Raw genomic sequence first — 19,499 nt, 5'->3', positions numbered from 1 at the left:
AACTCGTGGCATCGATTCCAGCGCCATTCACTGGCGCAGCGCTGACCCGCACATCGCTTACGTGAGCCGGGACCTGTACGAGGCGTTCTACCGGGACGAAGTCGCTGGCACCGCAGCGTGGCCCGCAGGCTCCCCGTTACGGACATCGGCCTGACCATCGGATCGGGTCTCGAATATCCCGTCAGTGGGAAGGGCCTCGACGCCGCGATGTACAGGACACCTGCCTCCGTTTCTCGGGGGAGTTGCGCCCTCGTCCGTCCGTCGGGGCACGCCATCTGGCGAGCATGCGCAGCGTCTCCGCAGAGGCCGAACCAGGTTCCGCGGTGTACGGGCAGATACTCAGGTCAGGGTCGGCGGGCAGGGCCAGAATCTCGTAGGCGAGGGTGAGTTCGCCGACCACGGGATGGTCGAGGCGCCGGGTGCCGTGGGCGCACTGGTCCACGCGGTGACCGGCCCACCAGGTGGAGAACTCGGGAACCTCGATGGACAGCTCGCCGACGAGTTCGTTCAGCAGTCGGTCGTCGGGATGGCGTCCGGCAGCCAGGCGCAGACTGGCGACGAACGCCTCCGCGACCCGGTCCCAGTCCTGGTACAGATCCCGCGCCGCGGGGTGGAGCAGGACGAACCGGGCGAAGTTACGGTCGCGGTACGGCAGCGCGTCGAAGTCCGTGATCAGCGCCTTGGCAAGATGGTTGACTGCCAGGACGTCGCTTCGGTGGTTGAGGACCAGGGCCGGCGAGACATCGTTCAGGACATCCAGCATCTGGTGGATCGCCGGACGCACGCGCGGTACCCGGGCCGGAGGGTGCCGGTCCGGGCCGGGGGACTTGGGCCGGGCGAGTTCGAAGAGGTAGCCGCGTTCGGTGTCGTCCAGGCGCAGGGCGCGGGCCACTGCCTCCAGTACCGTCTCCGAGACGTGTGGGTGCCGGCCCTGTTCGAGACGGGCGTAGTAGTCCGTGCTCACCCCGGCCAAGTGCGCGACCTCCTCGCGTCGCAGTCCGGGCACCCGCCGCGGGCCGCCGCCGTAGGCGACCCCCGCGGTCTCGGGACGCAGACGGGCTCGCCGAGAGCGCAGGAAATCACCGAGCTCGCCGGTTTGATCCATGCATCCAGTGATACACCACGGCGCCGTGACGGGCCGGTGAAGGTGGACACGCCAGACCTAGGTTCAGCACGGCGCGCGCTCGGAGCCCTGCTGGAGGATGTCACCGGCCTCACCGCGGGACTGGTACGTCTCGCGCTCGGACTTTAGGGCGTCGGCGCGTTCATCGGCCTGACCCTCGGAGGGCGCGTAGCCGACCGCGCGCCCTGCGCACTCCTGCTGGTCGCCATGGCCGGCTTGCTCGTGGCCGCGATAGCACTTGCCGTGACCGCGCATGTCGTCTGGGTCACGATCGCGCTGGTGGTGCTCCTGGACGCCGTCAACTTCGGCGTCACGCCCGCCGTCAACGCCGGCCCAGCCCAAGGCCCCACGATCGTGCGTCCGCTGTGCCAAAGGCTAAAGATCAATCTCACCGATACTGGCTGTTCATTTGGGCCCCAGGCCGCTGCCCGGCACTGCACCCCGGTCAACGATTCAGTTCCCCCGGGAGCGACGCCGGGCGGGTGCTCTTCAGGATGCCGCCCCGGGCCCCACCGTCCCCCGCCGAGCGGGCGTCTTCCGCCTCGGGCGCGGCGCGGGGCCTGGGCAGCATGGCCGCCCGCAGAGGGCGGCTCATGCTCAGCCGGCGGCTCCGGTACGGGCGTACCGTCCCGGGGTGATGCCCACGACCCGCTTGAAGTGCCGGGTGAGATGGGACTGGTCGTAGAAGCCGGCTGCGGTGGCTACCTCGCCGGGAGGCTGTCCGTCGAGTAGCAGACGGCGGGCCAGGTCGACGCGGCGGGACATCAAGTACTGATGCGGGGCGATCCCGAAGGCGCCGCTGAAGGCACGTACAAGATGCGCGGGGTGGGCGTGGACCAGGCGCGCGGCCTCTTTGAGGGCGATGCCTTCACACAGTCGCCCGTCGAGGAGGTCACGCAGGCTCTGGGCGAGGCCGCGGTCGGGTTCCGCACTGGCGGAGACCAGCCTGGGGCGCAGGTGCTCGCGCAGCCGCTCGCTGATGAGGGCCAGACGGCTCTCCGCCTCGAACTCGTCACCACGGCTCGCGAGGGCGGTGTGCAGTTGTCCGACGCGTCTGCGCAGCACGGGATCGGTGAGGTCCGGGCCGTCCACCGCCGGTCCGATGAAGCGCTCGTCCAGCTGTTTCATGTCGAGGTAGAGCACGCGCTTGCGAAAGCCGTGCGGGGTGGCGGGTGAGCCGTTGTGCGGGACCTGCGGCGGGAGCAGGCTCACGGTGTCACTCGGAGTACCGCGCTCGTAGCGGTCCAGGTCGTAGCGGACCGCGCCGTCGTCGACGATCAGCAAAGTCCAGGCGTCGTGGACGTGCATGGGGTACACGTGCTCGGTGAAATGGGCGTGGAAGACCTCCACGACACCCGCGATCGGCGGGCGCCAAGCGGAGATCTCCTGCTGGGGCGTCACGCAAAGAACGTACAAGACGGAGAAGGCGCGCATCCGGGAGTCTCGAAGCATGAGAACCGAGGATGAGACCAACGCTGGGGCTGGGGCTGGGGCTGGGGCTGGGGCTGGGGCCGGTGCCGGTGCGGGGTGCGAGAACGTGCCCGTCCGCTTCGACACCAAGATCGCCGTCCTGTTGCGCGACGACCTTGAGTCCTGGCAGCGGCTGAATGTGACCGCCTTCCTGGTCAGCGGGCTCGGCACGACGTCACCCGAGGTGATCGGCGAGCCGTACGCGGACGCCGACGGCACCGCGTATCTGCCGATGTTCCGCCAGCCCGTGCTGGTTTTCGAGGGGACGAAGGAAACACTGAGCGCCGCGCACGGGCGGGCGCTGTCCCGTCTGCTGCCGAGGGCCCTGTTCACGTCAGATCTGTTCAGCACAGGCAACGACCGGGACAACCGGGCGGCAGTACGGGCCGTGGGAAAGGATCAGCTCGATCTTGTAGGGATGGCCGTCTACGGGCCGCGCAACGCGGTGGACAAGGTCTTCAAGGGCGCGCGAATGCACCCCTGAGCGGCCTCACATCTCGCCGGCCCTGCCCGGAACCCGCGGCCCCGGCCGAGCGCCCCGACGGCGCCGACTGTGACGCCCGGCGGGCGCCCCGGTCCGGTCACGGGCGCTACTTCAGGTGCCTACGACCCAGTCGGTGCAGACGTTCGGTCAGCACCGACGACATGCTCCACACCGTGCTCCGGCGCCGCGATCAACCGACTCAAGCGCGACCGGGCGGTTACCAGGCGAGTTCCGGCCTCAGCCCTGCGTGGGCTCGGGGCAGATTCTGTTCGGCAGCTCCCCGGAGAGGGCCGTGCGTTCGTCGGGTGTGAGCTCCCGGCCGACGACACCGCAAAGGTGTTCTTTCCAGAGCGTGGGGTCGATCCGGAAGAGTGTCAGCAGGCGTCCGGGGCTGGACGGGTCGTCCAGATCACCTTCCACCGGCATGCTCAGCAGGGTCCTGCCGTCCTTGGTGGCGTCCAGGAATCGCTGGACCTTCGAGAACACGAACGTGTCCCGGGATTCGGGATCGTCGGCCCGGAGACGGATCATGGTGTTCTCGTAGGCGAGGAAGAATCCGGATCCGCCGGAGGATCCCATGGTCCAGCGATGTTGCTCAAGCGGTCCGAACGGCCCGAGCACCTTTCTCGGCGGTGACCCCTTCTCCACAGACCAGAGTTCGACGATCCTGCCGGTGGTGAGCACCGCCATGTAGCGCGTGTCCGGCAGATACTCCGCGGTGAGCAGGTCCTCGGCGAGGCGGATGCGCTGCTTCCTGTCCTCCCTTCCCGTCCGCAGGTCGATGGTGTGTACCTCGGGCTCTCCCCCCACGATCACCGTGGCATATGCCGGGTCCGGATGGGCGCCCATGGTGAAGAACGGGTCCTCGGCGGTACTGAGCCCGAGGCTGCGGAGTTCCACGGCGGACGAGAGACGGCGCCCTTGCCGTGCGTCCCAGTACTCGAGGACCGAACCCGACAGGGTGACCACCTTGTCGTCGCTCTGGAACATGATGTCGATCGTGCCCGGCTCTCCGGTCGCCTCGTCGAGGGGCGGCGCGGACACGGCGAATTGGCTGATCCGACGTAGCGAGGGCAGGGCGCGGACCGTGATCCTCTTGCGGTCCGAGACGTCCGCCATCAGGGTCTCGGCCTTGTTGGTGACGAGGGGCTGCTCCTCGGTGGGTGGTTTTCCGGGCGTCTCCGTCCGGGCGAGAGTGCGGGCCCCGGGCCTGGTCTCCACGATACGGACCACCTTGCCGCCGTCGCCGCGGACCAGCATCCGGCCACCGTCACCGAGCAGCACCGGATACCCGTGTGCCGGCTTGGAGGGGCCGACGGACATGCTGACGCCGGTGACAGTACGGCCCATGGCGAAGGGCATCACGGTTTCCGACCCGGACATCAGGAGGGGCAGGCGTTCGACGCCGACCGAGCTGGCGAGGTGCTGACGGGGCACCAGCCGTTCGGGCGCCTCGTCACCATGGATCGCGATACGGGACCAGGTGCCCAAGTCGCCCTCGACGGCGAAATAGCGGCCGGCGGTGTCGAACTTCGGTTTCGGGCAGTTCGGTCGCTTTAGCTCCTGATTTCGGAGGACGCTGCCGTCCGAGACCCGGATGGCCTGGTAACGAGAGACATTCTCCCCCTTCTCCTGGCATACGACGGCCGTTCTCCCGTCCCAAGAAACCTCGGGGAAGTAGGCAAAGTCATGGACCAGTTCACGGGATGACCCGGTGGCGACATCAATGGCCAGCAGGGAGGTGCGCTCTCCCATCAGTTTGCTGCCCTTCTCCGCGACCAGGGTCCCGCTGTCCGGACCGAACCAGACGTTCCGCACTTTGTTGAAGGACTTCGGCAGTTCGCGAGGGCGGCTGCGGGAGAGGTCCCACACCAGAAGGGGCAGTCCGCCGGGCAGCTCGGAGGCTTCCACCAGATGCCGTGAATCGGAGGAGAAACGGATCGATTTGGCTGCGAGGACGGCGCCTTCCGCGTTCCGTGCCTGCACGTGCCGGAGCAGATGGGCCGGGCCCGCCAGCTGCTTCCCGGCGGTGGTCACCTCGTGCCAGGCGAGGAGCGCATCGGTCTCGCGCATGTAGGCGATTCTGCGGCCGTCGCCGCTCACCTGAGGGTTGCGGATCTTCTGGCCCAGCCGCAGGTTCTCCTGCCGCACTCGTCCGTCGTCGGAACGGACGAAAAGGATCGCCCGGCCGCCTGAGGTGATCACCAGGGTCACCTTGCCGTCCGCGCTCATACTTGCCTGGCCGATGTCTGAATCCAGTCCGGACAGGACCCAACTCGCCTTCATCATCTCCGAGTACCGTCGCATCAGCGCGTTGCGGGCCTCCTGCGTCGGGGAGGTGTCGTAGCCCGCTATCGCGGCCAGAGCGGCCTGGGTGGGATTGGTCTCGGCCAGTTCGTCGGCCTGCACTGCCAGCGTCCTGGACCGGCCTTCCGCTGCCCGCTCCTCGCTCACCCGGGACTCCTGGACGAAGAACATCCCCAAGGCGGCGATCAGCGCGAGAGCGAGGCTGCCGGCCGCCCAGGCCAGCCGAATGTGCCGCTGCCGGGCGCGGAGCTGTTGCTGTACCGCGCGGTGTTGCCGGGCGGCGAGGTCGAGGAGTTCGCTCTCGGCCGCCGTCAGTTCGTCGGTGCGCCCGGCGAGACGGCTTTCGAGGGAGCTGAGGTGTGCACCCCGCGGGAGGAGCTCGTCAGCACGCCCAGCGCTCTCCCAGCGTTCCCGGTCGTGCTGCAACTCTGTGCGCGCGGCAAGGAAGTCCCGGTCCTCGCGCACCACTTCGGACAGAGTCGGCCAGGCCGTGATGAGGGCTTCGTGGGCGAGTTCCACACTTTCCGGCACACCTGCTCCGCCGTGGAGCATTAGCAGACGCTCGTCCCTCCCGGCGAACAGTACGGCCAGGCGCCAGCGCTGTTCGCCGGCCTCCGCCCGGGTCAGCACCCGCCGCAGTGCGGGGGCGCCGCTGCCCGGCACCACTCGTACCAGTCCGGCGAGGAGCCGCCGCGCGTGCGTGACGGCTTCGGTGGGGTCAGGGATCTCCGGGGCGCCCGGGATGCCAGGGGGGTTCGGGGAGCCGGTCTCGGTCACGGACGGGACGTACTTCCGCCACGCCGCCTCCGCGTGACTGCGCAGCGCACCGGAGACGCCGCCGGCCCTCTCGTACGCCTCGACCCTCAGGCGGCCGCCCGACTGTTCCTCCCACAGGTGCCGCAGGACGAAGCCGAGGAGGGGGAGGGCACCGGGCTCACCGCCGGCGTCCTCAAGGATGCGGTGGGCCAGCCCCGGTTCGTAGGAGACACCGGGGACGCGGTCCACGGGGCGGGTGATGACGGCGTGCAGCTGCTCCCGGGTCATCGGAGTCAGCGGCAGGACGCTCCCCGCTTCAGCACCGGTCCGAGGTGCTCGTGGCTGAGGGCGGCATCGATGAAGTCGGCGCGCAAGGTGAGCAGCACCCGCATCCCGGCGGTGCGCCGGGCGGGGAACAGGACCGACAACAGGGCCGTGAGGTCCCCCGCGGGCAGGTCGAGCAGAGCCTCGGCCTGGTCCAGTACGACGAGGAGGTCGGTGGTGGCGCTGCCGGTGAGCCGGTGGACGGTGTCCGCGAGGCCTGCCCCGGTCAGCCAGGTGACCACCCGCTCGACGCCGATGGCGCGCGGTGGCCCGAACTGTTCCTGGCGTGCCAGTTCGAGGAGTTCGACCGCCAGAGCGCCCACCGGACGGGAGGTGCGTCCGCAGTGGACGACCACCACCTCGTGGCCGGCACGGCGCATGACGGGCGCGACCCCCGCGAGGGCGAGAGAGGACTTGCCGCACCCCGAGGGTCCGCACAACGTCACCGCTGCACGGTCACCGCGCAGAGCGGTGACGACGGTCTCCGTGTCCTCCCCGCGGCCGAAGAAGACCTCGGCGTCCTCCTCGCGGTAAGGCTCCAGGCCACGGAAGGGCGTCGGGGCCAGGAGCACCTCGGCGAGGGCGGGAATCTCGTCGGCGAGCGCCCCCAGGTGCAGCATGTACGCCTGCTGGTCGTCCCGTACCGGCTCCGCGGCCACGATCATGCCGACGACGGCGCCGAGGGCGTTGTCCCAGACCGGGCTGCCGCTGAAACCGCCGGTGACACGGACCGTCTGCCCGTCGGCCCGGGACAGCTGTACCCAGCCCTTCCCCGCAGGGCCGAGGAGACTGCCCCGCTGCCACACGGGCCGGTCGGAGCGACCGGTGAAGCCGACGATGCGGGAACCGTGTTCCCACAGACGCCGGGACAGGCTGGTCGGCAGCGGCCGCGCCCCCGGTGCCGGCGCGAGCAGTCGAAGCACGGCCACATCGCCGCTCCGGTCCTCCCGGATCGGCACCCAGTGCGCCACCTCTGCTTCGACACCATGGCCCGGGGTCTTCGGTCCGGCGAGGAGAGGCATGTCGACGGTGACACGGGCCTCGGGGAGCACCTCGCTGTCGCGGGGTTTCCCGAGCGCGTCGCACACCACATGGGCGCAGGTGAGGACGAGCCCGTCGCCGACGAGGAAACCAGTACCGGCGGAGTCGCCGTGCCCGTCCCGGAGGCGGACCGTCCCGGAGGCGAGGACGGTGTCGGCATCCTCGTATTCGCCGTGCCCGGCAGCCTCGCCGTGCCCGGCTCCGGTCGCGGTACGGCCGGGATCGTCCTGGTCGTGCACGGGACCTCCTCGATGCGGTGGGGGAGTGGGAGAGTGCTGGCGGTGCGACGGCGGATCCCGGTCTGCCCCGCGGGACTCAGCCCGCGAAGGCGAGGCCGCCCGCCGGGCCTTGGCCCGCGGACTCCGGGCCGGGTGCGGTTACCGGCACCGCGTCCGTACCGGCGGGGCTGCTGTGCCAGGTGAGGCTGACGGAGAAGTTGGCCCCCGCAAAGGAGCCCGTGACGAGGACCTTCGCGTCTGCGGAGAGCGACATGCCGAATTCGAGGGTCGCCTCGTCCGGCGGCCGGAGCATGCCACGGCAGCGGCCGGCGAAGACGTCCGCGACCGGCCGTACGACATCCAGCATCTGCTCCGGGGACCGCTCGGCCCGGACGACGGCACGGTTGCGCGTCCGACGCGCACGACGTCCTCCCCGGCGCCATTCACCCGTACTCGTACGACCTCGCCGCCGCTCCCCAGCGGCACGTCGACGGTGTACACGGCTTGACCTTCCGACAGTGGCGTGACATTCCCCGATCGTGAACTGCGCCTCCGCGCACCTGAGTTAGGCGGCTCGTGAGGTACACGGAGAGGTTACCCGGCTGTGTGCCGGGAGTCAGAGGGGCGACCTGGCGGTGTGTCGGCGTCCCGTCGCCTATGCCCGGGACCCGGCCGGCGTCCCGTCCAGGCGCAAGCAACTCCGTGTGCCGCACTGCGCGTCCGACGATGCGAAGGTCATGTGCCGCTTCCTCGCCCCGCCTGCCAGACCAAGTCGTCCTGGACCAGCGCGCGCAGGGCCTGGACGTGGAGAAGTCCCTGGTGGACGGGTGGGTGTTGAGTCCGGGTCGTCCCTGGTCGGGGTGTGGCGGCACCCGCGGTTCGTATTCGACAACGCCACTGTCAACGCACTCCACGCGCAGGCGCAAGTGCGGCGCCACAGTCTCGGCTGGGTCTGTGCCCGGCAGGAGGTCAGGCTCGCGGGGTTTGTCAATGTTGCCTGGGACGGTGGCGTCCATGCCTGTCGCGCGACTGGTAGACGGTGTTCGGTGGCGGGTTCGGACCGGAGTTCCGTGGCGGGACCTGCCGTGCGACGGTTCAGGTCGCGGCGATTCATCAGTGGCTGTGAACCCTCAGCCTGCCGTCGTGCGGATGCGCCAGCAGGAAACGGCGGCCCTGCGGTCATTACGAAGGAAGGGCACATTTCCTGGCATCGGCGCGGGGCGGTGTGTATGGGGTTGCACCTTCCGTAGCGGCATGTGGTCCAGTGGACTTACGTCCCGATCTCTTGAGGAAAGGTCCCTGTTCATGCATTCGCCTTTCGTGCCACCCCGCCAGGTCAAGATCGGTGACGCGGCGGCCTTCGTCGGCAGCACGCCACGGGCGATTCGCCATTACCACGAGATCGGCCTGCTCCCCGAGCCTGAGCGGGGCGGCGATGACCGCCGTCGCTACGGGTACGAGGACATGATCCGCCTGCTGTGGATTCGCAAGATGGCCGACGCCGGGATCGCCCTGGACGACATCCGTGACGCCTTTACCACCGGCACGGCTTCCGCCGCTGCGGACAGCGAAGACGGTATCGCGGGCATCCTGGAGCAGTTGGAGGAGACCCTCACCGAGCAGGAGGCGGAATTGCGGCGGCAACGGACCGCCGTGCAGCGGATGCGCACCGAAGGCAGCCGGATGGGCCTGCTCTCCGACTTCGTCACCGAACGCCTCAAGAGCCTGCCCGAGGGCTCCCTGCGTCAGGCGGACCTGGACACTCTGCTGGTCACTGAGCGGATCTTCGGCCCGCTCGGCGCGGCCGTCCAGGCCACTCGCTTCGTCGCCCTGGCCACGCATCCCACTCTGCGGGAGGATTCCGACCGCATCGATGACGCCGAGGAGGCACTCGACGACAGCGTCGCCGTCGATGATCCACGGGTGGCTCAAGTGGCCGCCGAGCGGCACGCCTTCGAAAACGCCCTGCACGCCGTCATCGAGGAGTCCGGCCTGGATAAGGACGACGATGCCCTCTTCGACGCCTGGGACACTTTGCACCCCGCTACCGCCGATGACGGCGAGGACGAGGCCGATCTCAGCTCCGGCAGACGGCAGGCTGACTCCATGAGCGTGCTCGAAGCCATCGGCAAGATGCCCTACGACTTTTCCCCAGCCCGCCTGCGCTGTATGGAACTGGCCGAAGAGCTATCCGCCCAGGACTCACCCGCTACCAATAACACGGCCTAGTAGGGCTTGGTCAGGTTGGTATCGGGTCTGGCGTGTTGCGGTGACAGGTGGGGCAGGCGCCGGTCCAGACCGCGAGGAGCAACTGCAGTTCGCGGGCGACCTGGTAGAGGCTCAGGCCGACGCCGTCTCTTTTGGGGACCGGGTGATGCGCTGGAGGGTGCAGAAGGCGTGCGCGGCGGAGACGAGGGTGACGTGGTGGTGCCAGCCTGGCCAGGTGCGGCCTTCGAAGTCGGCCAGGCCCAGGGCCTGCTTCATCTCGCGGTAGTCGTGCTCGATGCGCCAGCGCAGCTTCGCGGTGCGCACGAGGGTGGCCAGCGGGGTGTCGGCGGGAAGACTGGACAGCCAGAACTGCACAGGTTCGCGCTCGGTGGCGGGCCATTCGGCCAGCAGCCAGCGCACGGGCAGTTCGGGCCCGTCGGCGTTCTTGCGGATCTCGCGGCCGGCGGGCCTGATCCGCAGAGCCACGAACCGTGAGTACATGCGCTTCAGACCGCTGCGGCCGCTGCCCGGACGAGAGCCTTCCCGCCACTGCACCGGCCGGGCGGCTTGCCTGCCGGCCGCGATGACCAGCTCCTTCACCGTCCGGGCCGGCTCGGGGTAGACGGGTCGGGGCCTTGGGCCGCGTCCGCCGTAAGGCACGGTATGAGGCCGTGCCGCTTCCGGCTGGGCGGTGGTCGTGGTGGAAATGCCGACCGCGTAACTCAGGCCGCGCTCTTCCAGGCCCAGTCGGAAGAGCGCCGTGTCGCCGTACCCCCCGTCGGCGACGACGAGCGGGATATCGACGCCCCACGACCTGGTCTCGTCGATCATGTCCAGGGCCAGCTGCCACTTCTCCACATGGCCGACATCGGCGGGGATGCCACACCGGGCGCGGCGGGCCACCCTGGCCGGATCGGCCTTCGGTGAGGCGGGATCCCAGCTCTCGGGCAGGAACAGACGCCAGTCGACGGCCGCCGATGCACGGTGGGAGGCCAGGTGCAGCGACACCCCGGCCTGGCAGTTGGTGACCTTGCCCGCGGTGCCTGTGTACTGCCGGGCCACACACGCCGAGGCGTCACCGTCCTTGAGGAACCCGGTGTCGTCCACGATCAGCGCGGTCGGCTTGATCACGTGCTGCATCCGCCAGGCCAGGCAGGCGCGGACATGTGCCGCGTCCCACGGGCTGGTGGTAATGAAGTTCGCGAGGGCCTGCCGGTTGCCGTCCTCGCCCAGGCGGGCGGCCATCGGCTCCACCGACTTGCGCCGCCCGTCCAGCAGCAGGCCCCGCAGATAGACCGTTCCCCACCGGCGTTGATCCGCCCGCGCGAACGGCTCGAACACCTCCGCCGCGAAGTCCTCCAGATCACACCGGACCGCGGCCAACTCCCCACCCATCACAACAGGTCAACGGAGCAAGCGATCAAACGGACACGCCACCGGCGAGTGAACCTGACCAAGCCCTACTAGGAGTTCTCTTACGGCTCTTGGACCGTTGCCCGTTCTCCCTCCCTCTTCCTCTCCCTCTTCCTCTTCCTTGACCTCCTGCCGTAAGGCCGAGGGGGTCAGGCTGTCGCCTGCAGGTTCTTTGACGGCCTTGCGGGCACTACCGTCCCTCGGCCGGGTCACTCGTTCGTGGCCTTCTGCGCCGTCTTGAGCCTGAGGGCGCTCCGGCCTCGGCATGATCGTGCCGACGCGGCGCGATCATGCGGCGCCGCGTCGGGACGATCACCCATACACCCTCCGCGACTCCGGGGCACGATGCCCGTGCCCCGGGCCCGGCCGAGGCTAAGGAAGCCGTCATGAGCGACAAGGCATATGTGTTCACCAAGGACGACAAGGCGGAGATCGTCCTGCCCTCCGGTGTGACAGTCCAGGTCAAGGTGAAGACCAACTCGAAGGCCACGCAGAAGGTGACGCTCAAGGACAACCACGACGTGGTGGATCTGGAGTTCTCCGGCACCGGAGAGAGGAACACGATCGGTGACAAGACGATCACTCCGGTCGACAAGTCCCTGTTCACCGCCGTCTTCGAGTACGCCGGGGACGACGGCGTCTTCAAGCCGAGCAAGCTGAACTCCGGCGGGCCGTACGACATCGGCAACTACCACCTGATGGTCGTCGTCGCCGAGAACGGGGACGACAGTGACTACAACGACACCGTCCTCGAATTCAGCTGGCACTCCAAGTAGCTGACGATCCGGTCGGGACCTCGTCGCGCTGGGCAGCGCGCCGGAACAGCGGATGCCCGAACGGCGGGCCACAGGCCAGGTCGGCCGGTCGCACGATGTCACCGGGAGCATGTGGCCGGTATCCCGCCGCGGTTCGGCTGACGGCACGTTGACCAGGAGCGCCGATGGCCGGCCGAATCACTGGACCACTAGACCGCCGGGGAAGGGGCCGAAGCATGATCCCCTCGTCCTGGCGGCGCTCTGGATCATGAGAGCCCGGTTGCGCGCCGCCCCTTCCGCGCAAGCTGCTCATCCGATCCTGTCCTGCCAGGGTGAACGATGTGTGCGCGCAGCGGCAGAAGTTGCCCACTCGTCACGGCGAAGCCCGTTGTGGTACCGGTCGGTTCAGAAGCGTGTCTCATGCACGCTAGGATGGAGGTGTGTCTGATCGGGATGAATGGGGCGCTCAGGTGGCCGGTGCGATCGCCGTGCTCATGCAACGCGGCACGAGGGCCCAGCTGTACGGCATCCTGGTCGAAGGTGTCGGTCCGGCGATCAATGAAACCACCTACCCCGTCCTGTCCGGCCTCGCCCGAACGGGACCCCGGTCGGCCGCGGTACTGGCCACCGAGATCGGGATCGACCGCTCGGTGACCAGCCGTCACGCCAGCCGTTTGGAGGCAGCCGGCCTGCTTCGCCGCGAACCTGACCCCTCGGACCGCCGGGCGACCCTGCTCGTCCTCACCCCGGACGGGGAGCGCGTCGTCGAGGTCATGCGCCGGCGTCTCGCGCGGGCCGTGGGTGACTACCTCGCCACCTGGGACCCGGCCGAAGCGGGCGCGTTCGTCGCGTCACTGAGCAGGTTCGTCGAGGAAGGGCCCTGGGACCGGCTTCCGGCCTCGACAGGCACGGACTCGGACTGACCTGACTGACCGCGCTGTTCACCGCAGCGCGATCCCGCTCGTCCCCTCGCTCAGCTGACCTGCCAGAGAGGGGATCACGGAACCGCCGCGGACAAACAGGAAGCCGACGGCGGAGGCGAGGGTCGTGGCCATGAGGAAGGCGAAGGCGGCCTCGAAGGAGTAGCTTTCGGCCAGCACTCCCATCATCAGCGGCGCGATGACGCCCGCTAATTGTCCGCCGGTCATGAGCACGCCCACCCCGGACCCTGTCAGTTCGGACGGTACGGCCCGGATGATCGTGCCGATGATGGCAACCTCGGCCAGGCCCGATACGCACAGCGCGAGAGCTTGGAAGAGGATGAACCCTGTGAGGGAAGATGACGTGATCATGAGGCCGAGGAACGTGGTGCCGGTGAGGAGTGCGGGTACCACCAACAGCCGGGGCCGGGCCGTGAACCATCGGTTGAACACCAGGCTGCCCAGGATCGCGGTTACGCTCATCGCGGTCAGGGGCACCACAGTAGCCAGCCCCGTGTCGCCGATGGCGACGCCGCGTTCCTGAACCAAGTACGTCGGCATCCAGCTGACGACTCCGAAGGAAAGCATATTCGTGCAGCAGTACAGGAGGGCGAACCCCCAGATGGGCGGGGATCGCAGCGTCGCTGCGAGTGAGGAGCCCGGAACCCGGTCGACGGCGTCATGTTCGTTCATGCCGTAGGTGTCGGCCTGGGTGGTGAGGGGGCCGGGCCGAGGCAGAACCACATAGACCGTCGCGGCAGCGACGAGGCAGAGGGCGGCCACGACTGCGGCCGTCGTACGCCAGCCCAGTCCTCCGACCGACGGCGCAATCAACAGGGGCACGACCGCTCCTGCCGCCAGATTGCAGGCGATCACGAGCCCGGCGGCCACTGTCCGCCACCGTTGAGTGGTCCGCTCGCTCAGGACCTTGAACACGTTCGGGACGACCGCGCCCGCCACCATTCCGCCCAGCAGCCGGAAGGCCAGCAGGTAAAGGTACGTCGCCGACATGCCGGCGGCGGCGGCGAGCCCTGCCCACACCACCAGCTCGACGGTGAGCACCCGGCGGGGCCCGAACCGGTCGGCGATCAAGCCGCCCGGGATCTGCGCCGACACCATGGTGAGAGCAAACCCGCTCACCACCCAGCTGAGTTGCGCCGCGCTTAGCCCGTACTCCTCGCCGATCAGCGGCAAGGAGGTTGCTATCAACGCACGATCGGCGTTGTCCACGAGGAGGAGCAGGGCGACGACCGCACCCGTGACCACAGCGCTTCTGGAACGTCGTTGGTCCAGTGCCACGGTGCTCAGGCCCCGAAGATTGCGGCGACAGCCGGATTCCGGGGGTGAAGTGGTCGAAGAGTTCGAGCGCGACCAGCGAGGGCTGGAGGGCGCGCAGGGCGTTGGCATACTCCTGATAGGCAGAGTCCTCGGGAGTCAAGCCTTCCATGGCCTTGATGTTCTCGATCGCGGCCCGGATCGAGCCCTTGCGGACGTACGCGCCGTTGAACTCGCCGCCGTCGAGTCCGTCCGCGAGGACATCTGTGGGCGTAATGGATCGTTCCATGCGAAACACCTCCATCTGAGCGTGCACGGTGCACGCTTTGTAGCGTAACGCGGAAGCGTGCGCCGTGCACGCTTTGGAGTGCTCTCGCTGTCCATGTCGCGGGCCGGTGAAGTGAGGCGCTTGTGTGTCGGCGCACAGGCTTCCGCGGCCTGCTTCTACCGCTCGAACGGCCGCACCGTGCATGCAGGCCAGTCCGCCGAACCCACCGCCGGAGAAGCAGGTGATGTCGAACTCCTCGCCGGTCCACGCCAGTTGAGGGATCGTGCCGTGCGTGGAGCTGTGAGTGGTGAGTGTGGGCTTCTTCCACTGTGTGCGGCTGTTTCCGATCGGTCTCGGGGTGGGTGGGGTGGCCGTGTCGGCGGACGCCGTGGTGTACGGGGCGACGTCGGCGGTCCTGGCACGGCTGGTGCCGGAGCGGAGCCTGGATCAACTGCGGGGAGCTGACCCGGCAGGGTTCGCGTTCAGGCCGGCCAGCGGGCCGCGGTCGACGAACCGCCGTGGCACGAACGCCGTCACGTGCGTCTTCTCGCCGTACGTCGCCGGGTTCTGGGTGTCCAGGGCGTCGGCGTCCAGTGCCTCCACTGCGGCCTGCGGCCACTGCTCACAGCACGCCCCGGATCAGGGATGAGCCGGGGAAGGGTGCCAATCCCCTTTGGAGCGGGGGAGTTGTGGGGTGTGGCTGGAACTGCGCCCATGTGTGCGAAGGGCGGCCCTCAGGCTCAAGATGCGACGTGACATGCGGCGCCGTAGGTTGGATTTGTGCGCCGGTCCGAGGCGATGACGGCAATCGCCGCTCCGTGAGGCGAGAGGTCGGCCCGTGCGAGGGCAGGTTCTCGAACCCCTCCCTCCCTTTCGGCACAGCATTCGGGCACGATGCGGCCGCGTCGGATCAGGCCCGAGCACACCCGGTCCCGGTCAGCCGGCAAAGTGGTGGCGAACTGTCGTGCTCGGGCCGTGGTCGCCCGTCCCCGCCGTACCGCGTGCCTGCCCGTGTGTCGCGAGCCGAGACCCAAGAAGCGAGCGAGACGGAAGAGTTGATCGATCATGTCCGACAGCGACATCGCGCTGACCGCCCCGAATCAGTTCGTCGAGGGTGCCAACGGGGTCACGTACGCCTACCGGCGGTTCGGCACCGCCTCCGACGACGTGCTGCCGCTGGTGATGCTGCAGCACTTCCGCGGCAACCTGGACAACTGGGACCCGCTGCTGCTCGGCTCCCTCGCCGCCCACCGCGAGGTCATCCCGGTCGACAACGCCGGTGTCGGCCTGTCGACCGGGACGGTGCCGAACACCATCACCGGCATGGCCCGCGACGCCATCACCTTCGTCGAGGCGCTCGGGCTGCCCAGGATCGACCTGTTCGGGTTCTCCATCGGCGGGATGGTCGCACAGGAACTCACCCTGATCCGTCCCCAGCTCGTCCGCCGGCTCGTGCTGGCCGGCACCGGGCCGCGCAGCGGTGTGCTGATGCACGGCTGGATCAACGACGTCCAGGCCCTCGCCAACGTCGCCGACAACCATCCCGAGGACCTGCTCTCCCTCTTCTTCGAGGTCAGCCCGACCAGCCAGCAAAAGGGCCGGGAGTTCCTGGAGCGGCGCGCCTCGCGGACCGAGGACCGGGACAAGCCCGCCGGTCTGCAGGCCCGCGACGCCCAGATGGACGCCATCACCGAATGGGGCATCCCCGACCCGGCCCAGCTGGACCGCCTCGCCGGGATCACCCACCCGGTGCTGGTCGCCAACGGTGACAACGACATCATGATCCCGACGCCGAACACCTGGCTGCTGGCCAAGCACCTGCCCAACGCACGCGTCCGGATCTACCCCGACTCCGGACACGGCTTCCTCTGGCAGTGGCCCGAGGAGTTCGCCGCCCTGGTGCACAGCTTCCTGTCCGGCGCGGGCGAGGAAAAGGCCCCGTGATGGGCACGACCGGCCGGGTGCACAGGCAGCGGCGAGCCGCACACGCGGGGGCCGTCACGGGGCTGCGGGTGCTGCTGTGGTGGCTCGGGCACGGCCTGGTGCTGGCAGCGCGGTGCAGCGCGGCGCTCCGGTCCCAGATCACGCGCGATCTCACGGTCGAGATCTCCGCCGACGACGGTCCCGGGCGCCACTGGGACTTCGACGGACAGCGCCGCCTCGTCGCCACCTCGGCCGGCCGGGCCGAGGCGCCCGACTTCGCCGTCCGTTTCAGCAGCAGCGCTCACGCACTCCGTGACCTGGTCTCGCCGGATGCCGTCGACGCCATCATGCGCGACCGCATCGACGGAACCGTCCGCGTCGAGGGGAACCATCTGATTCTGATGTGGTTCCGCGGCCTGGTCCGGAACGTGGTGCCGATCGGCGGAGCCGACCCTTCCCGGCGCGCCCTCCCGGGCGCCTACGTGGCACACGACCCGGCCGCCAACGGCGTCGAGAAGATCACCGTCGAGCCGGCGGTGCGGCGGCTGGATCCGCAGTGGACCGGCGGCTGGCAGGCACGGGCCAAGCTGTGGATCGTACAGGGGACCAACGGGGAACCGTTGCGGGAGCCATGATGAGCGCCCACACCGTGACCCCCGAGACGGCGACACCCGCACCCGCGCTGAACGACCGCGCCCTGGGCTGGCTGCGCTACATCTGGGACAAGGCGACCACCCCGGACGACTGGAGCGACCAGGGCGAACCCCTCCCCTGGTGGGACCGCTACACCGCGCCGCCCATGTGCTCCTTCCCCCGGTTCGACGTCCACAACATGGCCTACGTCCTCCCGGTCCTGCTCGAATCGACCCCGGCATGGCGGGAGGTCTACACCCGCATCGCGGACGAACTCGTCCGCCGCTACACCTCGTTCTGGGGCGCGGTCGACTGGTGCACGCTGATCGGTCCCGACCCCGGTGCGGACCGCTATCCTCCCGCGTGGCAGGCGTTCATCCCCGAACCGCTGCGCGGCCGTTACCCGGTACCGGGCTGGACCGGAAACGGGATCGAACCGTGGGGGCTGCAGCCCGACCCGTGCGGCGCCGACGGGAACGTCTTCTACCGGGGCTGGCTGAACCTGGTGCTCGGCATCCGCCGCTACGTCTCCGGAGAGGCCACCGAGCACCGGCCGTTCGAGATCACCGGATACCAGGGCCGCCGGTTCACCTGGACTCACGCGCGGATCGCCGAATTCATCTCCGCCCAGTTCCGCAGCCGCCCACAGGGCCCGCACTGCGAGAACACGAAGATCTGGCCGTTCTGCGTCAGCGCCACCGGCCTCGGGCTCAAGCTCTACGACGCGCAGCTCGGAACCACCCTGAGCGAGCCGGTCCCACGCTGGTTCGACTACGTCCGCCGGCACTACATGAGCCTGACCCGCTCCGGAGAGCTGCGCACTTTCGCCCTCTACTACGACCCGATCGAGCAGCGCCTCCACTCACTGCCCGGCCCCTCCGTGGCCCACGGGGTGTTCCCCTGCCTGCTGTACATGTATCCGCAGGACCGCGAGTTCTCCCTGTGGATCTACGAGTTGGCGATGCGACGGCTCGGCTGGTCCGACCCGGATCTCCCGCTGGGCAGGCTCCGGGCCGACCCCAACCACCTCAGCACGGCCCTGTGGATGGCACACGAGACGGCGGACACCGCCACCGAGGACCGCATCCGGGAATACGTCGAAAGGGAATACCAGCCCCGGTTCTTCGGCGAGGAGAACGACCGTTTCGGATTCTGGTTCGGCTACGACTCCACCTGGCCCCGCGGACAGATCAACGCAGTCCTGATGCTCGCCGAGAGCGGCACCCCGGGAGCATGGTGGCGGATCTTCAACGAACCCCTGCCCGCTTCGACATCGGAACCGCGGCTCAGTGGCGTCGACTACCCCGCCCTCGGCATCCGGCGCGCCCGCAACGACATGGCCCACCGCGTCCTCGACATCGAGACCACGGCCGCCACCCCGTCCCGGCGGGGCACACCCACCAGTCTCACCGTCGACCGGCTCCCCGTACCCGCCGCGGTCTCGGTCACCGTCGACGACCGGGACACGGCCGGCTGGCACGTCACCGGCGGCGATTCCATCCAGATCGACCTCGACATCGACGACCACCGGATCCGGGTCGCCTTCCCGGACGGCGGGTCCCGGTGAAACAGCCCCTGCGCACGACACGCACACGAAAGGTGCCTCTATGACGTCCGCATCCGCATGGGCGGCCCCGCTCGTCGAACTCCTGGGCCTCGCCCACCCGCCGGTCGCGATCACCTTCAACACCCGGCAGCCCGCCGACGCCGACGGAAGCCTCCCCGCCCAGCCCGCGGGCTGCTGCTTCTGGGAACCCGCCCAGCGACAGGCCCTCGACACGCGCGCCGCGGACCACGCCCACTGCAGCACCGGAAGCTACACCCACGGCTTGATCGACCTGGCCGACGCTGCGTCCGGGACCGACACCGCCGCCCTGATCGACAGCGGCTGGATCACCCCGGCCGACCTCGATACCGTCGCCCGCCTGCCGTTCCGGCCCACGTCGATCCGCTACGTACCGCTGGCGTCCGCGACCGGCGCGGACGTCGTGCTCGTCCGTCTCTCGCCCGCCTCGCTCATGACACTCCAGGGCGCGTGCCCGGACCTGCGGCTCGCCTCCAGGCCGCAGTGCCAGATCGTTCCGCTGGCCTACGGCGGCCAGGTCGCGGTCAGCCCGGGATGCGCGGTCAGCCGCGCCCGTACCGGCCTTCCCGCGCAGGAGATGACGTGCGCGCTGCCCGCCGCACGTCTGCCCGCCATCATCGACCGCCTGCGACAGGCCGTCGCCGCCGACCGGGCGGTCGTCGGCTATGCCGCCACCGACCCCGGTATGACGCCCGGCGGCAACGGCCATACTCCGACCCCGCCGCCGGGGTAATCCGCGCCTCCACGCGCATCGGGCGGGGCCCCGCTCGCGCACGCCGGTCACACCCGTCCGGCG

17 protein-coding genes and 1 pseudogene are annotated in these 19,499 nt (G+C 69.3%); 9 read left to right on the top strand and 9 right to left on the bottom strand.

The window, feature by feature from the left end; translation table 11 throughout:
- Positions 1-181: 181 nt before the first annotated feature.
- From ACFRKB_RS34045 to ACFRKB_RS34035, 3 genes are all read right to left on the bottom strand, one after another.
- Complete coding sequence (locus ACFRKB_RS34045) at positions 182-1,105, bottom strand: helix-turn-helix transcriptional regulator (protein WP_383110482.1); 924 nt, start codon at positions 1,103-1,105, stop codon at positions 182-184.
- 63 nt (positions 1,106-1,168) lie between these two features.
- Positions 1,169-1,378 carry a hypothetical protein gene (locus ACFRKB_RS34040; protein WP_383110481.1) on the bottom strand — a complete coding sequence of 70 codons (210 nt, stop codon included), beginning with the start codon at positions 1,376-1,378 and terminating at the stop codon, positions 1,169-1,171.
- Positions 1,379-1,720: 342 nt separating this feature from the next.
- Entirely contained in the window at positions 1,721-2,524 is an 804-nt protein-coding gene (locus ACFRKB_RS34035; protein WP_383110480.1) for a helix-turn-helix transcriptional regulator, read from the bottom strand.
- Positions 2,525-2,660: 136 nt separating this feature from the next.
- On the opposite strand from ACFRKB_RS34035, the gene ACFRKB_RS34030 reads away from it, so the two are divergent.
- Positions 2,661-3,077 carry a DUF2000 family protein gene (locus ACFRKB_RS34030; protein ID WP_383110479.1) on the top strand — a complete coding sequence of 139 codons (417 nt, stop codon included), beginning with the start codon at positions 2,661-2,663 and terminating at the stop codon, positions 3,075-3,077.
- Positions 3,078-3,314: 237 nt separating this feature from the next.
- Here the strand turns inward: ACFRKB_RS34030 and ACFRKB_RS34025 are convergent, their stop codons facing one another.
- The 3 genes from ACFRKB_RS34025 to ACFRKB_RS34015 all read right to left on the bottom strand — a co-directional run bounded on the left by ACFRKB_RS34025 (position 3,315) and on the right by ACFRKB_RS34015 (position 8,261).
- Positions 3,315-6,428 carry an nSTAND1 domain-containing NTPase gene (locus tag ACFRKB_RS34025; RefSeq protein WP_383110478.1) on the bottom strand — a complete coding sequence of 1,038 codons (3,114 nt, stop codon included), beginning with the start codon at positions 6,426-6,428 and terminating at the stop codon, positions 3,315-3,317.
- A gap of 5 nt (positions 6,429-6,433) precedes the next feature.
- A complete protein-coding gene (locus ACFRKB_RS34020; protein WP_383110477.1) occupies positions 6,434-7,744 on the bottom strand; it encodes a S1 family peptidase in 1,311 nt (436 codons plus the stop codon).
- Between the two features lie 76 nt (positions 7,745-7,820).
- Positions 7,821-8,261 (bottom strand): CU044_2847 family protein, encoded by a 441-nt coding sequence (locus tag ACFRKB_RS34015; protein ID WP_383110513.1) that lies wholly within the window; start codon positions 8,259-8,261, stop codon positions 7,821-7,823.
- A 322-nt stretch (positions 8,262-8,583) separates the two neighbouring features.
- On the opposite strand from ACFRKB_RS34015, the pseudogene ACFRKB_RS34010 reads away from it, so the two are divergent.
- A pseudogene (locus ACFRKB_RS34010) lies at positions 8,584-8,742 on the top strand (GNAT family N-acetyltransferase); the annotation flags it as partial.
- 286 nt (positions 8,743-9,028) lie between these two features.
- Positions 9,029-9,952: a MerR family transcriptional regulator gene (locus ACFRKB_RS34005; protein ID WP_383110476.1), complete on the top strand. Its 924-nt coding sequence runs from the start codon at positions 9,029-9,031 to the stop codon at positions 9,950-9,952.
- A gap of 111 nt (positions 9,953-10,063) precedes the next feature.
- On the opposite strand, the gene ACFRKB_RS34000 is transcribed toward ACFRKB_RS34005, so the two are convergent.
- Positions 10,064-11,326, bottom strand: coding sequence for an IS701 family transposase (locus ACFRKB_RS34000; protein WP_383110475.1), 1,263 nt, complete (start codon positions 11,324-11,326; stop codon positions 10,064-10,066).
- A 404-nt stretch (positions 11,327-11,730) separates the two neighbouring features.
- Between ACFRKB_RS34000 and ACFRKB_RS33995 the strand changes: the two genes are divergently transcribed.
- Together ACFRKB_RS33995 and ACFRKB_RS33990 are read left to right on the top strand one after the other, a co-directional pair.
- Positions 11,731-12,120, top strand: a complete 390-nt coding sequence (locus ACFRKB_RS33995) for a fucose-binding lectin II (RefSeq protein ID WP_383110474.1) — start codon at positions 11,731-11,733, stop codon at positions 12,118-12,120.
- A 419-nt stretch (positions 12,121-12,539) separates the two neighbouring features.
- On the top strand, positions 12,540-13,022 hold the full coding sequence (locus ACFRKB_RS33990; RefSeq protein WP_383110473.1) for a MarR family winged helix-turn-helix transcriptional regulator: 483 nt from the start codon (positions 12,540-12,542) through the stop codon (positions 13,020-13,022).
- An 18-nt stretch (positions 13,023-13,040) separates the two neighbouring features.
- On the opposite strand, the gene ACFRKB_RS33985 is transcribed toward ACFRKB_RS33990, so the two are convergent.
- Together ACFRKB_RS33985 and ACFRKB_RS33980 are read right to left on the bottom strand one after the other, a co-directional pair.
- A complete protein-coding gene (locus ACFRKB_RS33985) occupies positions 13,041-14,426 on the bottom strand; it encodes an MFS transporter (RefSeq protein WP_383110472.1) in 1,386 nt (461 codons plus the stop codon).
- 583 nt (positions 14,427-15,009) lie between these two features.
- Positions 15,010-15,165 (bottom strand): hypothetical protein, encoded by a 156-nt coding sequence (locus tag ACFRKB_RS33980; RefSeq protein ID WP_383110471.1) that lies wholly within the window; start codon positions 15,163-15,165, stop codon positions 15,010-15,012.
- A gap of 462 nt (positions 15,166-15,627) precedes the next feature.
- Here ACFRKB_RS33980 and ACFRKB_RS33975 point away from each other — a divergent pair, with 462 nt between their 5' ends.
- The 4 genes from ACFRKB_RS33975 to ACFRKB_RS33960 are packed head-to-tail and all read left to right on the top strand — an operon-like array spanning position 15,628 to position 19,436.
- Positions 15,628-16,506 carry an alpha/beta fold hydrolase gene (locus ACFRKB_RS33975; RefSeq protein ID WP_383110470.1) on the top strand — a complete coding sequence of 293 codons (879 nt, stop codon included), beginning with the start codon at positions 15,628-15,630 and terminating at the stop codon, positions 16,504-16,506.
- Positions 16,503-17,120 carry a hypothetical protein gene (locus ACFRKB_RS33970; protein ID WP_383110469.1) on the top strand — a complete coding sequence of 206 codons (618 nt, stop codon included), beginning with the start codon at positions 16,503-16,505 and terminating at the stop codon, positions 17,118-17,120. The genes ACFRKB_RS33975 and ACFRKB_RS33970 overlap by 4 nt, the downstream gene beginning before the upstream one ends.
- Positions 17,120-18,685: a linalool dehydratase/isomerase domain-containing protein gene (locus ACFRKB_RS33965; protein ID WP_383110468.1), complete on the top strand. Its 1,566-nt coding sequence runs from the start codon at positions 17,120-17,122 to the stop codon at positions 18,683-18,685. The genes ACFRKB_RS33970 and ACFRKB_RS33965 overlap by 1 nt, the downstream gene beginning before the upstream one ends.
- Positions 18,686-18,725: 40 nt before the next feature.
- Positions 18,726-19,436 carry a DUF169 domain-containing protein gene (locus ACFRKB_RS33960; protein ID WP_383110467.1) on the top strand — a complete coding sequence of 237 codons (711 nt, stop codon included), beginning with the start codon at positions 18,726-18,728 and terminating at the stop codon, positions 19,434-19,436.
- Positions 19,437-19,499: the final 63 nt, after the last annotated feature.

It is taken from the genome of Streptomyces scopuliridis (assembly GCF_042790125.1).
Taxonomy (GTDB): Bacteria; Actinomycetota; Actinomycetes; order Streptomycetales; family Streptomycetaceae; genus Streptomyces; species Streptomyces scopuliridis_A.
This window is presented reverse-complemented; position numbering and strand designations above follow the sequence as displayed.